This window comes from Pseudomonas sp. p21, assembly GCF_001642705.1.
Classification (GTDB): domain Bacteria; phylum Pseudomonadota; class Gammaproteobacteria; order Pseudomonadales; family Pseudomonadaceae; genus Aquipseudomonas.
On sequence record NZ_LWBV01000005.1, the window covers coordinates 68,627 to 82,448 of the forward strand.

Annotated in this window: 13 protein-coding genes; 5 read left to right on the forward strand and 8 right to left on the reverse strand. The window is 59.8% G+C overall.

What is annotated here, in order from left to right; genetic code table 11:
* Positions 1–42 precede the first annotated feature (42 nt).
* From aroE to A4C63_RS15915, 5 genes are read right to left on the reverse strand one after another with little or no spacing between them, the layout of a single operon-like run.
* Positions 43–861: a shikimate dehydrogenase gene (aroE, locus tag A4C63_RS15895; protein WP_063913498.1), complete on the reverse strand. Its 819-nt coding sequence runs from the start codon at positions 859–861 to the stop codon at positions 43–45.
* The gene (locus tag A4C63_RS15900) at positions 858–2,090 is read right to left on the reverse strand and encodes a CaiB/BaiF CoA-transferase family protein (RefSeq protein WP_063913499.1); all 1,233 of its coding nucleotides are present in this window, start codon (positions 2,088–2,090) and stop codon (positions 858–860) included. The genes aroE and A4C63_RS15900 overlap by 4 nt, the downstream gene beginning before the upstream one ends.
* Entirely contained in the window at positions 2,087–2,542 is a 456-nt protein-coding gene (locus A4C63_RS15905; RefSeq protein ID WP_063913500.1) for a MaoC family dehydratase, read from the reverse strand. Before A4C63_RS15905 ends, A4C63_RS15900 begins: the two co-directional genes overlap by 4 nt.
* Positions 2,539–2,937: a VOC family protein gene (locus tag A4C63_RS15910; protein ID WP_063913501.1), complete on the reverse strand. Its 399-nt coding sequence runs from the start codon at positions 2,935–2,937 to the stop codon at positions 2,539–2,541. The genes A4C63_RS15905 and A4C63_RS15910 overlap by 4 nt, the downstream gene beginning before the upstream one ends.
* Positions 2,934–3,881 carry a ketopantoate reductase family protein gene (locus A4C63_RS15915; protein ID WP_063913502.1) on the reverse strand — a complete coding sequence of 316 codons (948 nt, stop codon included), beginning with the start codon at positions 3,879–3,881 and terminating at the stop codon, positions 2,934–2,936. The genes A4C63_RS15910 and A4C63_RS15915 overlap by 4 nt, the downstream gene beginning before the upstream one ends.
* Before the next feature lie 93 nt (positions 3,882–3,974).
* Here A4C63_RS15915 and A4C63_RS15920 point away from each other — a divergent pair, with 93 nt between their 5' ends.
* Positions 3,975–4,886: a LysR family transcriptional regulator gene (locus tag A4C63_RS15920; RefSeq protein WP_063913503.1), complete on the forward strand. Its 912-nt coding sequence runs from the start codon at positions 3,975–3,977 to the stop codon at positions 4,884–4,886.
* Between the two features lie 385 nt (positions 4,887–5,271).
* Here the strand turns inward: A4C63_RS15920 and A4C63_RS25775 are convergent, their stop codons facing one another.
* Complete coding sequence (locus A4C63_RS25775; protein ID WP_082888343.1) at positions 5,272–5,673, reverse strand: GFA family protein; 402 nt, start codon at positions 5,671–5,673, stop codon at positions 5,272–5,274.
* A 328-nt stretch (positions 5,674–6,001) separates the two neighbouring features.
* On the opposite strand from A4C63_RS25775, the gene A4C63_RS15925 reads away from it, so the two are divergent.
* From A4C63_RS15925 to A4C63_RS25780, 4 genes are all read left to right on the forward strand, one after another.
* Complete coding sequence (locus A4C63_RS15925) at positions 6,002–6,784, forward strand: SDR family oxidoreductase (RefSeq protein WP_063913504.1); 783 nt, start codon at positions 6,002–6,004, stop codon at positions 6,782–6,784.
* A gap of 79 nt (positions 6,785–6,863) precedes the next feature.
* Positions 6,864–7,862, forward strand: coding sequence for an AraC family transcriptional regulator (locus tag A4C63_RS15930; protein WP_063913505.1), 999 nt, complete (start codon positions 6,864–6,866; stop codon positions 7,860–7,862).
* Positions 7,863–8,131: 269 nt separating this feature from the next.
* On the forward strand, positions 8,132–10,714 hold the full coding sequence (locus A4C63_RS15935) for an EAL domain-containing protein (protein ID WP_063913506.1): 2,583 nt from the start codon (positions 8,132–8,134) through the stop codon (positions 10,712–10,714).
* A gap of 323 nt (positions 10,715–11,037) precedes the next feature.
* Positions 11,038–11,421: a cytochrome c gene (locus A4C63_RS25780; protein WP_082888344.1), complete on the forward strand. Its 384-nt coding sequence runs from the start codon at positions 11,038–11,040 to the stop codon at positions 11,419–11,421.
* A gap of 268 nt (positions 11,422–11,689) precedes the next feature.
* On the opposite strand, the gene A4C63_RS15940 is transcribed toward A4C63_RS25780, so the two are convergent.
* Together A4C63_RS15940 and hutH are read right to left on the reverse strand one after the other, a co-directional pair.
* The gene (locus A4C63_RS15940) at positions 11,690–12,181 is read right to left on the reverse strand and encodes a GNAT family N-acetyltransferase (protein ID WP_063913507.1); all 492 of its coding nucleotides are present in this window, start codon (positions 12,179–12,181) and stop codon (positions 11,690–11,692) included.
* Positions 12,182–12,290: 109 nt separating this feature from the next.
* Positions 12,291–13,814: a histidine ammonia-lyase gene (hutH, locus tag A4C63_RS15945; protein WP_063913508.1), complete on the reverse strand. Its 1,524-nt coding sequence runs from the start codon at positions 13,812–13,814 to the stop codon at positions 12,291–12,293.
* Between the last annotated feature and the right edge of the window lie 8 nt (positions 13,815–13,822).

Sequence of the window (13,822 nt, forward strand, 5' to 3'; positions counted from 1 at the left end):
ACTGTGGGAGCGGGCATGCCCGTTCCCACAGTGGTCTTGGTCCTACTCCAGCGGAATAGTCAGGCGATCAATGACAGTGCGGGTTTCTGGCCGCACCCCGCGCCACCAGGCGAACGCCTCCGCCGCCTGCTCGACCAGCATGCCGACACCATCGGCCAGGCGCGCCACACCCTGCGCCTGGGCCATGCGCAGGAACGGCGTCAGGCCTTTGCCATACGCCAGCTCGTAAGCCAGCCGCGTCTCGCCCAGCACACCCTCAGGCAGCGGCGGCAGCTCACCGGTGAGGCTCGCGGAAGTGGCGTTGACCACGATGTCGAAGGACTGTCCCTCCAACTCCTCATAACGGCTGATGCGCAGCCTTGGGTGATCCAGCTCGTTGCGCAGTGTGAGCGCCTTGGCCATGTCGCGGTTGGCGAGCACCAGTTCGCTCGGCCCCGCCTGCAGGAACGGCAGCAACGCACCACGCACCGCGCCACCGGCGCCAAGCAACAGTACCCGTCGATTACCCAGCGGTTCACCGAGGTTTTCCTCGATATCCCGCAACAAGCCAATGCCGTCGAAGTTCTCGGCAACGATACGGCCATCCTCGAACTTCAGTGCATTGGCCGCCCGCGCCAGCTGGGCGGCCTCGCTGCGCTGGTCGGCCAGCTCGAAGGCACGCAACTTGAACGGCGCGGTGATGTTCATGCCCAACCCGCCATCATCGCGAAACTGCAGTACCTGGGCCTCGAAGCCCTCGAGTTCGCCCTCGATGGCGCCGTACTCCAGGCACTGGCCAGTGGCCTGGGCGAACAGGCCATGAATCAACGGGGACTTGGTGTGGTTGATCGGTCGGCCGATCACTGCATAGCGGTCGCTCATCGGGCATCTCCGTGGGTGAACAGCACACCGTCAGCTTGCATGGCGGTGATTTCTTCAGGGCTGAAGCCAAGCCCGGCGGCTACTTCGGCATTGTGCTGGCCGAGATCCGGGGCCACCTGGTGGATCGTGGTGTCGCAGTCGGAAAAGCGGAACGGCAGGTTGGGCAGGCGCAAGGTACCGTAGCGCGGGTGCTGCTGCTCGATGACCATGTTGCGCGCCTGGATCTGCGGGTCAGCCACGACCTCGTCGATGCGCTGCACCTTGGCGCTGGGAATGTCGATACCATCGAGCAATTGCAGGATATCGGCTACCCGCCGTGCGCCGACCCAGTCACGCACCACGGCCAGGATCGCCTGGCGATGGGCGTTGCGGCCATTGAGGCTATGGTAGCGGCTGTCGCTGCCGAACCCGGGCGGGCCACCGTTGGCCTCGAGCATCGCGGCAAAGCGCTTCCAGGCGTCGTCGACCTGGGCGGCGATCACCAGGTCGCCATCGGCGGCGCGGAACACGCCGTACAGGGTGGAGGTCGGCATGTCATGGCCGGTCTGCTCAGGAAGGACAGTACCGTCGGACAAGGTGTAGCACTGCACCGCGTATTCATGCATCGACACCAGCGTGTCGTACAGGGCCATGTCGATGTGCTGGCCACGACCACTGCTCACCCGGCCCAGCAGCGCCGCATTGATCGCCGCCACGGCATGGATGCCGGTGTACATGTCGCCCAGGGAAATGCGCAGCAACGGCGGCGCTTCGCCCGGCACGCCGACCATCTGCATGATCCCGCTCTTGGCCTCGGCAATCAGCCCGAAACCGGCGCGGTGGGCATCCGGCCCGGTGTGGCCGTACGCGGAGATGGAGCAGTACACCAGTCGCGGGTTGCGCGCCGACAGCTCGGCATAGCCCAGGCCCAGTTTGTCCAGGGCGCCGGGGCGATAGTTTTCGATGAACACATCGGCCGAGTCGGTCAGGCGTTGCATGAACGCTTTGCCACGCGGGTCCTTCATGTTCACGCTGACGCCCTGCTTGCCCATGTTCAGCTGCAGGAAGTAACCGCTCTGCTGCTCATCCAGGGTGAATGCATGCTGGCGGCCGGCATCGCCGCTGCCCGGCCGTTCGACCTTGATCACCTCGGCGCCCAGTGCTGCCAGGCAGCGGCCCACATAGGGCCCGGCCAGGAAGTGGCTGTAATCGATGACGCGGATACCCGCCAATGGCAATGCCTGGCTCATGCCTGCACTCTCCTGGGCACCATCAGCCGGTGCTCGCCACGCTGCACGACTTCGCCGTGCTGGTTGATCAGTTCCGACGGCAGGACCACGATGCCCCAGCCCGGACGGCTGTTGCTCGGGCGCATCGCCCCCACGCGCATGCGCACGTGCAGCACATCGTTGACCTTGATCGGCAGCACGAAGTCCCAGGTCCAGCCCAGCGACATGCCCGGCACAAAGCGGTATTCGCACTGGGTCTTCAGGCCGTCGGCGATCGACAGCCCGAACAGGCCATGGGCAACCAGGCAGCCGAAGTGGCTTGCGTTGGCGTACGCCTCGTCGACATGCACCGGGGTGTGGTCACCTGTGAGGTCGGCATAGGCCAGGATGCGTTCGCGGGTCACTGTGTAGGTGGGGCTGATGCATTCATCACCTTCGCGGGCATCGTCCCAGTATTTTTCCACCACGCTCATGCCTTCACCTCCGCACGCGGGTCGATGGCCAATGCCTGGGCGACACACTTCGCCGGCAATGCCTGAATGAACTCCACCGCCAGGCCGTCCGGCAGGCGCAGCCAGTTGCGGCCCTGGGGCATTTCGCTGACGCCGAAACGCTGTGCAGCGGCCAGGGCAGCTTCAAGGTCCTCGCACATGATGCCCAGGTGCGCCATGCGCCCTTCCGGGCCGGCAAAGTCCGGCTGGTGGATGAACTGCAGGCCACCGAGAGTCCAGTACTGCGCCGGCTGCTCGACGTCGCCCTGTATCTCGCGCATGGTCATGCCGCACACCTCGCTGAAAAAGCGGATATGCCACTGGATGTCCCGCACCCAGAACGCAACGTGTTCCAGGTAGGCTTTCGGCTGGTTCATGGATGACTCCCCTTCTGCTGATCGGCCATTGCGCGTTCGATACCCTTGATGCAGGCCACCAGGGTCGCGTTGACCGGCGTCGCCACGCCGTGGCGCTGGCCCCAGCGCACGACGGAGCCGTTGATGAAATCGATCTCGGTGACCGAGCCCTTCTCCAGGCTCTGTAGCATCGAGGTACGGAAGCTTGCCGGCAGGCCTTCGGCGGCCAGCCGCCAGGCAGCATCCGGGCTGGAGAGGCTCAGGCGGATGCCGGCTTGCTCAGCGACGGCGATGGCTTCAGCCACCGCTGCCTTGGCGGTGCTTTCCAGCAGGGGCTCGCTGTAGAGCTGGCCATAACCGAGCCTGGTGATAGCGCTGAGCGCGCCCGTCGCGACGTTGACCAGCAGCTTGTCCCACATGGTGCCAAGGATGTTGTCGCTGACCGTGGTCGCGAGCCCGGCGCTGTTGAAGACCTCGGCAATGGCCTGCACACGGGGCGTCAGCTTGCCGTCGAGTTCGCCGATGAAGGTCTGCTTGCCTGCTACACCGGCCCGGATCGAACCCGGCGCCAGCAATACGCCGCCGACGTAGGTCTTGCCGGCCAGCACCCGCTCACGCCCCACCACCTCGGCCAGGATGTCTTCATGGCCAAGGCCATTCTGCAGTGACAGCACCAGCGTCTGCGGCCCGATCAGCGCCCCGGCACCGTCAATCGCCTCGCGGGTGTGGAACGATTTGACCAGCACCACCACCAGGTCGGCCACACCCACGTCTTCGGCGTCGCAGGCCGCATTGACCCGCACCTGCCGCTCGCCGCGTTCGTCCTGCACCCGCAGCCCGTGCAGGTTCATCGCCTCGACATGTGCGCGGCCACGGTTCAACAGCCAGGTTTCATGCCCCGCCTCGCTCAAGGCCGCGCCTATGGCGCAACCCAGGGCGCCGGCACCCAGAATGCAGATTTTCACGTCGCAGACCTCCTGTTGTTTGCGACTACCTTATGCAGCGAGGCTTATTTCGGCTATACAATGGGCTTAATATGCCTATTGAGATTCGCAATAATGAGCACGCTCGACGCCTTGCCTGACCCCAAGCTGCTGCAGCTGTTCGATGTGCTGTACCAGTGCCGCAGCGTGACCCGTAGCGCTGAACAGCTCGGCCAGAGCCAACCTACTGTGAGCATCTGGCTGGGGCGCTTGCGTGAAGAGTTGAACGACCCGCTGTTCGTACGCACGCCAGGGGGCATGGCCCCTACCCCGCGCGCAGACCAGTTGATCGGGCCATGCCGCGAGGTGCTGGAGTCGCTACGGCGCCTGACCGCCTGGGAGCCGCAATTCGTTCCGGCCACGGCGCAACGGCGCTTTCGCCTGTGCGTCAGTGATGCCAGCCATATCACCCTGCTGCCCAGCATCCTCAACCACCTGCGTACCCACGCGCCCGGTATTCGCCTGGAGGCGGCGCGCATCGATGGCAATACCGAAAGTGCGCTGGAGTCGGGCGAGGCGGACCTGGCGATCGGCTTTGTGCCTTGGCTGGGCGCGGGGATGTATCAGCAGGTGTTGTTCGAGCAGGACTGGGTCTGCCTGAGCAACCCACAACACCCTCGTTTGGGCCAAGGCATGAGCGTGGCGCGCTACCAGGGCGAAGGGCATGTACAGATCAGTGCCGGGACCGGGCAGAAGTTACTGGAGGCTGGCTTGGCGCGGGCCGGCATCGAACGCAGGATCATACTGGAGCTGCCAGCGTTTCTGGGCTTGGGGATGATCGTCGGGTCGACCGACCTGGTGGCTACGCTGCCACGGCACATCGGGCAGACACTTGCCGACATGCATGGTTTACAGGTGCACGATTGCCCGTTTGCAGTGGAAGGTTTCACAGTCAAGCAGCATTGGCACGCGCGGTACCAGCAAGACAGCGGGAATCGCTGGATGAGGGAGGTGGTTCGGGATTTGTTTCAGAAAGGGACCAGTTAGCAAAGAAGGCGAGCACGTACCACGCCGAGCTTCCGCCCATGGAAGCATCGGAGTGCGGATCAAGCAGCAGGCTTGCCCGCCCCTTTAGGCCCCCCCAGACCCTGGGATGGAGCCCCACTGAAAGCCCCCCCGAACCATCAGGGCCCTCTGTCACCATTCGCCATTCGCGATCGCTCGGCCACTCATCAGCAGCTGGAAGCATCCACGGTGGAAGGACACTGAAATCCACCCTGCACCACCTCGACAGCTGTCAACAATCGCCGTTCTCGGACGACAGTCATTCGCCAAGCCCCTCCAGGTAATCCACCGGCGGCGCAGGGCCAGTGCCAGCAGCGCGCAAGCCAGCATCATTTTGGGTGACTGCTTTCCCCAGGGCGCGTAGCTGTCAGTCGATCTGAGGCCGAATACTGGATGGCGTGTACCAGAGCACTGCGGAATCGACGTGAACATGTTTCTGCTTCTTCGGCAGGAACGGTGTATCAAGCGTGCCTATCGCTATTGAAATCCAGTCGGCAAACTCACCTTGGGAGCGTGACCAGAACAAGGTCGAGCCGCACTCCACGCAGAACTCCCTCACTGCCGTCGGTGAAGACGCATAGGCCTTGATGCTGTTGGTGCCGCGAAGTACTCGCAGCTTGCTGCGCGGAACGCTGCCGTACGAAGCAAATGCGGCCCCGTGGCCTTTGCGGCACTGGCTGCAATGGCAATGACTCACTGCCTTTGGCGGAGCGAGTAGCTCGAAACTGACTGCTGCGCACAAGCAGCTTCCTTGGTATGCCTCTGTCATTGGCGCTTCCGTGCAGGTAGAAAGCGCCAGCGTAACCGCCCAGGCCTGGTCAGTCGACTGGTCGTTGGCCGTCCTCCATCAACGCACCTTCGGGTCGATAGCAACCGTTCGCGACAGACCGCAGTCGCCCCCTGGCGAACACTCAAGCCTAGCCATACCTGCACCTGATGCGACCGACCCTCTGGCTCACTCCGGTCTTCGCTACGGGATGCCCGATGAGCGCTTGGCACAATCAGAATTAGCCATGGCATCTTGTGCTAGTGCCATGCCAAAACTCGGACCGTAACATCTCCTTACCCAAACTTATTGCCCCAAACAAGGAGATGACATGGTTCCTGACACCGCATTGATCACCGGCGCCTCGGGTGGCATCGGACTAGAACTGGCACGCCTCCATGCGGCCAGGCGCGGCGATGTCGTCCTGGTTGCGCGCTCGCGTGACAAGCTTGAGTCCATCAAGCAAGAACTTCAGACACGATACGGGGTGAAAGTCTATGTAATCGTGGAAGACCTGGCCGATCCTGGTGCAGCAGATCGAGTAATCGCTGCCACCGAAGCATTAGGGTTGTCCATCGACGTTCTGATCAACAACGCCGGGTTCGGTGGCCATGGGAAGTTTGTCGAACGCGACATCGCTGCCGATCTAGCCATGATGCAAGTGAATATGGGCGCGCTTACCACTCTGACCCATCATTATCTGAAGGCAATGGTCTTGCGTCGATGCGGGCGCATTCTCAACATCTCGTCGACCGCCTCGTTCATACCGGGCCCCTTGCAGGCGGTTTACTACGCCACCAAGGCATACGTGACATCATTCACCCAGGCAATCGCCGAGGAAGTCAGGGAATACGGTGTAACCGCCACTGCCCTATGCCCGGGAGCGGTCGCAACAGGTTTCGTCACCGCGGGGGATTTACAGGGCGTGGATGCCTGGAAAAATGCCAAGACGGCACAATCCGTAGCGCAATGCGGCTACGAGGCCATGGAGCGCGGTGAACTGGTTGCTTTCAACGAAGGCAAGTTGCGCGTCATGCTCGACTGGATTGTTCCGCTGCTGCCTCGCAAACTGGTGCTCAAGATGTCCCGCAAAGCAATGGAAAAGGCATCCTGAGAAAGGACAGAGAAGCCGTACCCGTTCACCTTACTGACTATCGTGCTACAGCAATGCACTGCGAAGAGATGCCTCGATAATGAAACAAGCCAAGAATTTCGCTGTGCATGCTGGGTGGAAGGTGATCATTGCTGATTTGGGAGTAACACCTGGGGACCTGCTGGCCTTGGCCCAACTACCGGCGGATTTGTTCAGCCGCAAGGATTCCGTGCTCTCGCCGCCTGAGTATTTTCGACTGTTCGAAAGCCTTGAACAGCTGGTTGGAGAATCGCATCTACCGCTACGACTCGGTGGTGCCATTTCAGTCGAAGCCTTCGACCCGGCTCTTTTTGCTTGCCTGTGCAGCCCCAACCTCAACGTGGCGCTCACCCGGCTTGCCGAATACAAGCGTCTTTGTGGTCCCTTGGCACTGAATGTGGTCTTCAACGACGCTTACACCGATGTTTTCATCGAGTGTTATGGATACGATCGTCCGCTGCCGCGCAGCCTCTGTGCCATGGAACTGGTTTTTCTTACCCACTTGGCGCGCCTCGCCACAAGGCAAACGATCACACCGCAGGAGGCAGAGCTGGTAGCGCAGCCCAAACCAGTACAGCCGTGCGAAGCGTTCCTTGGATGTAGTTTGCGACAAGGCGACTGGAATCGTATTCGCTTCTCCAAAGAAGATGCTGCTCGCCCTTTCCTCACCGAGAACGTTTCCATGTGGCAATTCTTCGAGCCGGAACTCCAGACGCGGCTTTCAAAGCTCGAAGCTGGCGCCAGCACGCAAGAGCGAGTACACAGTGCACTGCTCGATATGCTGCCGAGCGGCCGGAGCAGCATCGATGATGTCTGCCGTCGCCTGGCGATGAGCAAGCGCTCCCTCCAGCGCCATCTTGCAGACGAGGCACTGAACTATCAGGAGGTACTCAATGACACTCGTGAGGGGCTGGCTCGCCATTACCTATCTCGCTCAAACCTGTCCCCAGGGGAAATTGCGTTCCTGATTGGTTTCATGGATGCCAATTCTTTCTTGCGCGCCTTCAAAGCCTGGACAGGCATGACACCGGGCGAATACCGGAGGCAGCACAACTACTAAGCCAGGGGGCTGAATGGCAGCGTTGGGACGAAAGTAGCCAGTCACAACTGACCGCTTTCGACCCAGAGCTGCCTTTCGCGGAGGACAGCTATCGGCCAAGAGCGGTCGCTTGGCGTTGTCTACGAAAGCAAGGGCAATTCATTTCTTGGGTAGGGCCTAGCCATATCGGTGTTTTACACCGACCACAGAAAAATGAGCACTCTCACGGTTTCCTCAGCGCAGCCGATAGCGTTATGCACGCTACTTGTATCTGCGGCCAGCAGGAAATCATGCCGAACAATCTCGCCTCCATCGTTACCCTCTCTAATCGCTCGAGCGTGTCGCTAGCACGGGCTTCTCTTTTCAAATTTTTGGGCCTGTTGGCGGGTGTGTTTTTACTAGCCAGCGTTTCACTTATTTATCTTGCCCATGATTTAGACCGAACGGAGGAGGTCGAAAGCGCGTTTTACACCAAGAAGGCGATGCAATCGCTGGAGAAATCGCTACGCTCGACCGTCAAGGATTACGCATTTTGGGGTGATGCTTATAAGCACCTGCATACCGAAGTTGACCTAGACTGGGCCTTCGCTCGACAAAACGTCGGACCAACGATTTATAAGGACTTCGGTTTCCACGGGCTGTTTGTCGTCAACGACGTCAATCGCACCGTTTACTCTGTGGTCAAGGGCGAGCTCAAATCCGTTGAGGTCTCTGAGTGGCTCGGGCAGTCCATTGCCGGGATTCTTGATAAGGCTCGTGCAGGCGCGGAAACAGAAACACCGATCACTGCCTTTATCAATGTAAGTGGCGTACCCGCCCTCGTCGGGGCAGCAGCGATTACACCGGGCACCGATCAGTCGGTGGTGGCGGATGACAGGTCGCCATCGGTGCTGATTTTTGTGGATGTTTTGAACCGCGCCAAGCTCGAGCTGATCGGCAACGATTTTGGAGTCGAGAATCTGCATGTCGCCACGGCTGACGAGGCGGGCGCAATGTCACTACTGCCATTGGGTAATGACGGTGCTGCCGGTACGCTGCGCTGGAGCTCATCCAGGCCAGGGCTGCGTCTATTGAAGCTAGGGTTGCCATTGATCGGCGTTGCCTTGCTGTTGGTGTGCCTGATGACCTGGGCCATTTTGCGTCGCACCACCGCCGGGGCGCTGGAGCTTGACTCCAGCTATGCATCGCTACGGATCAGCCAGGAGGCCCTAGCCACCAGCGAAGCGCGTTTTCGCGACGTCGTTGAAACCAGCTCGGATTGGGTATGGGAAATAGATGCTGACTGGCGTCTGACCTTTTTGTCCGAGCGGTTTGAAGACGTGACGGGATTGTCCAGGGACGCTTGGATCGGTGCGGTGATCGACGATCTGTTGTGCACCGAATCGGGCACGTTATCCCAGTGGCTCAGTATCCCGAACCGTCGGTCGGATATCAGCATTCAGTGCCGCTACGTCGATACCCAAGGTCGGGAGCGCATCACTCGCCTTTCGGCGCGCGAAATGGCAGGTAAAGGTTTTCGCGGTACGGCGACCGATGTGACGGAAGAGGTTGAAGCCCGTCGGCGAATCGAATTCCTCTCACAACACGACGCCTTGACCGGGCTCCCCAACAGGAGGCGTCTTCAGGAGTTTCTGGACGGCAAACTCAAGGCATTGCAGACAGCAGAGCAACCTCTGATCATGCTCAGCTTGGACCTTGATCGTTTCAAACCGGTCAATGACTTGCTCGGGCATGCTGCCGGTGATTTGGTGCTGAATGAAGTATCGAGCCGGCTGGCTGAGTGCGTGCGCGATGGCGATCTGGTAGCTCGCCTCGGGGGGGACGAGTTTGTACTGATCCTCACCGACATGAGCATCCAGGATCAAGTCGAGGCGCTCTGTCGTCGCCTCATCGAGTCCCTCGAGCGGCCTATAGCGATCGAGGAGCAGGAAGTGTTCGTCAGCACCAGTATAGGCATCGCGATGGCGCCAACGGACGCTGTCGAGGCCGCCGAGTTGCTTCGTTATGCCGATATTGCTCTCTACGAGGCAAAGGCCGCTGGTGGTCACACTTGGCGCTACTACGCGGGTGATATGAATGCCAGGATCATTGAACGCCGTCGTTTGGAAAGCGACCTACGTTTCGCCATCAGACACGGCCAACTACGTCTGTATTTCCAGCCACGCTATCGTATAGCTGACGGTCAGATGGTCGGTGCCGAAGCGCTGGTACGCTGGCAGCATCCTGAGCGCGGTTTAATACCACCCGACACGTTTATCCCGATTGCCGAAGAGGCTGGGCTGATTCTTTCCTTAAGTAACTGGGTTATCAGTACCGCTTGCCGCTCCGTCGCGCAGTGGCCGGAAAGCTTGTTTGTCTCAGTCAATCTTTCACCCATTGAATTTAAGCGAGGCAACCTGGTCGAGCGAATTCAGAAAACGCTGAACGACTCCGGAGTCGATCCTGCAAGGGTGGAGTTGGAAATTACCGAAAGTGTCATGCTTGACGGTGCCGCAGGCGCACTTGAGGTCATGCGAGCGCTCAAGCGCATCGGTGTGCGGATATCGATGGACGACTTTGGAACGGGGTATTCTTCGCTGAGCTACCTGCGCGAATTCCCCTTTGACGGCTTGAAAATAGACCGCAGTTTTTTGAGCCGGATGGGGGGGAACGAGGACGATACTGCCATCATCCAAGCTATCGTGGGTTTGGGGCGTGCATTATCCCTCATCGTCACCGCAGAAGGCGTTGAGACCGCCGACCACTTGGAATTGCTCAAAGCAGTGTCGTGCGATGAAGGTCAGGGTTATTTCCTGAGCCGGCCGCTTGATATTGATTCGTTCAACGCGTTGGTAGGGATAGTAGTAGGTGTAAAGGAAGCTGGATTCAGATGACTAAATCGTTTCGGGGCTCAACGCCACATCAGATGACTGCTAATGGCCGGCAGCCGCCTCTCGCGAAGGACGGTAATGGGTCGAAAGCAGCCGTTCGCGAGTGACCGCTTTCGACCCATAGCTGACCTTCACCAGTAGCTGCTATCTGCCAGTGGCGGACGCCTTGCGCCTTAGTCAAAGCTACCGTTCGACAGACAACCGAACCGCCTCTAAGCTGTCCACCTCGGAAAGAGGCGTATTCATGTCGGCAGCCGGACTACCTGCTTGGACAGGCTGTGATCGCGCAAGGTTCGTTTCATTAAAATTGATTGGCGCAATCAAAAATGAAAAACAGAAAGTTGTTCATCGCGTTATTTGGATTCTGCGCAACAACCCAAACGCCGTATTCGTTGGCGGATAATATCAACGGAAAAAACCTTTACATACAGAGGTGCTCGGTTTGTCATGGTGCGGATATCAAAGGGACAGGGCCGCTGGCAAGAAAAAGCAATCCTCCAACGCCAGACCTCACGACATTGAATTTCAAGAAGCGATTAGCTGATTATCCTGGGGTGATTGTATCTTCTATAGTGCTTCGCCCAAATGGAAATTTGATTCCAAATACATTGAAAGAGAATAATGTTAAGATCCCGCCTCACTCTTGGAGTGTTCAGGATTTGCGAGATGTTAACCAATACATGAGAAGCTTGATTTCAAAAGCTCAATAAACAAGTCTTAATGAAAGATTGGTGCCCATGAAGAGCATCCGCTACTCAGCGTCAGGCGTGGGCTGCGGTGAGAGGCTGAACGGCAAAGTGGCAAGAGTCCCCATCAGCCCAGCTTGGCATGCTCATTCGGCCGGTGCAGCTCCGGCCAGATACTGGCTTTCTGATAGGGTCTGGCTTTTCACAGCTGGAGAACTTAGAGGTCGACTGAGCGTTAGACCGGCAGCTAACCCCATGGCGAAGGGCAGGTATGGGTCGAATGCGGCCACTCTCAAGTAATGGATTTGGCCATTTCCGAGGTGCCAGTCCAACCGGTCTGCTCGTAGACCGGTTTGCCCGTCCTGGTGGCGTGCAGGACAGCGAAGGTGATTCCTCGGCGGGCGAACTCGGCATCAGCTGCTTGCATCAAGGCCGAAGCCAGGCCTCGGCGGCGGTAGGCCGGCTGGACGAACACATTCAACACATAACCACGCTTGTCCTGGGTTGGGTGCGATGGATGTGGCGGCCAATCAATGCTCATCAGGCCAATGGCTGCGACCGGTTGGTCGCCATCCAGAAGTTTGAACCCGTAATACCGACCGTCACCGAGCCGCTCCTCCAGCCAAGGGCGAAAGTGCTGAGTCATGACCTGTAGCTCTGCAGGGTCCCCACCCGCCTCAAGAAACATTTCCTGGCGGTGCGAGCAGATCATTTCTGCGTCGGATGGCCCCACAGGCCGGCACTCCAGACCGGAAAATCCTAAACATCCTTGTAATTCGCTCATCGTCTACCCAGTGTCATAGCATCGATTCACAAGGAGGCAGCCTAGGGCATCTTCGGGCACAGAACAACTTGCTTCGTCATGGATCGAGGTCGCGAGCCGCTTGCATCTGTCAAAGCAGCTCGGGGAATGCAACACCAAGCAAACCGGGGTCCTTCAGAATCGATGCGCTGCTGGCAATATCCGGGGCCAGCCAACGGTCCTGGGCGTAGGCCGGAACCCGTTCGCGCAGCAACCGCCAGGCAACGTTGGTACCTGCGCCAAAGCGCTGCTCCTTGAGGAACTCGAAGGCCTGGGCCGCCAACAAGTATTCGATGGCGAGGATCTGCGTACAGTTCTCCAGGGCGCGGTGCAGCTTCAACCCGGCATTGGTGCCCATGCTCAGGTGATCTTCCTGCAGGCCGGAGGTGACGTAGTTGTCGACGACTGCCGGTTGTGCCAGCTGACGGTTTTCTGCACACAGTGAAGCGGCCACGTACTGGACAATCATCATGCCCGAATTCACCCCCGGTTGACTGACCAGGAAGGCCGGTAAACCGCTGACCAACGGGTTGATCAGGCGATCGAGACGACGCTCGGCAATCGCCCCGATCTCCGCTACCGCGATTGCCAGCAAGTCGGCCGCCATGGCCACGGACTGGCCGTGCGGATTCGCCTGGGAAACCACCCGATACGACTCGGGGGTACCCAGCAACATCGGGTTGTCGGTCGTGGAGTTGAGTTCGGTTTCGATCTGCCGCGCAGCGTGTTCCAATTGATCGCGCGCAGCACCGTGAACCTGCGGGATCGAGCGAATGCTCAAGGCGTCCTGGGTGCGAATGCCTTGGCTGCTGGCAATGATTTCGCTGCCGTCGAGCAGGCGACGCAGGTTACTGCCCACGCGCTGCATGCCGGGGTGCGGTTTCATCGCGATGATTTCAGGGTCGAAGGCATCGAGCTGGCCGCGCAGGGCCTCGAAGCTCATGGCGCTGATAACGTCGGCCCACTGGCTCAACCGGGTGGCGTCGTCCAAGGACAGACAGCTCAGGCCAGTCATGCACGGGGTACCGTTGACCAGGCAAAGACCATCCTTTGCACCCAGTTTGATCGGCGCCAGGCCGACCTCGGCCAAGGCCTGCTGCGCCGGCATGATCTGGCCGCGAAAGCTGACCTGGCCTACGCCCAGCAAGCTGATGCTGATATGTGCCATGTGGGTCAGATACCCCACCGACCCCTGTTTCGGAACCTGCGGGGTGACATGCTGGTTGAGCAAGGTCAGCAGCGCCTCGACCACCTTGCGCTGAAGGCCTGAACGGCCCTGGCAGAAATTGATGATCGCCGCGCACATGATCGCCCGGGTCTGTTCGTCCGACAGCGCCGTACCCACGCCACAGGCATGGCTGAGCAAGGTGTTGTGCGACAGCTGGCTGAGTTGTTCGTCCTGCAACGACACATTGCACAAGGCGCCAAGCCCGGTGTTGACGCCATAGGCGCGGTCACCGCTGGAAACGATGCGCTGGACAATCGCCTGGGCGTTCTCGATCCGCGCCCAGGCCGATGGGGCCAGCTCAAGCTTCGCGCCATGCCGGGCCACAGCCACCACGTCCTGCCAACGAACTGGCGCCTCGGCGATGATGATTTTTTCGGCAAACGACATACACGCGG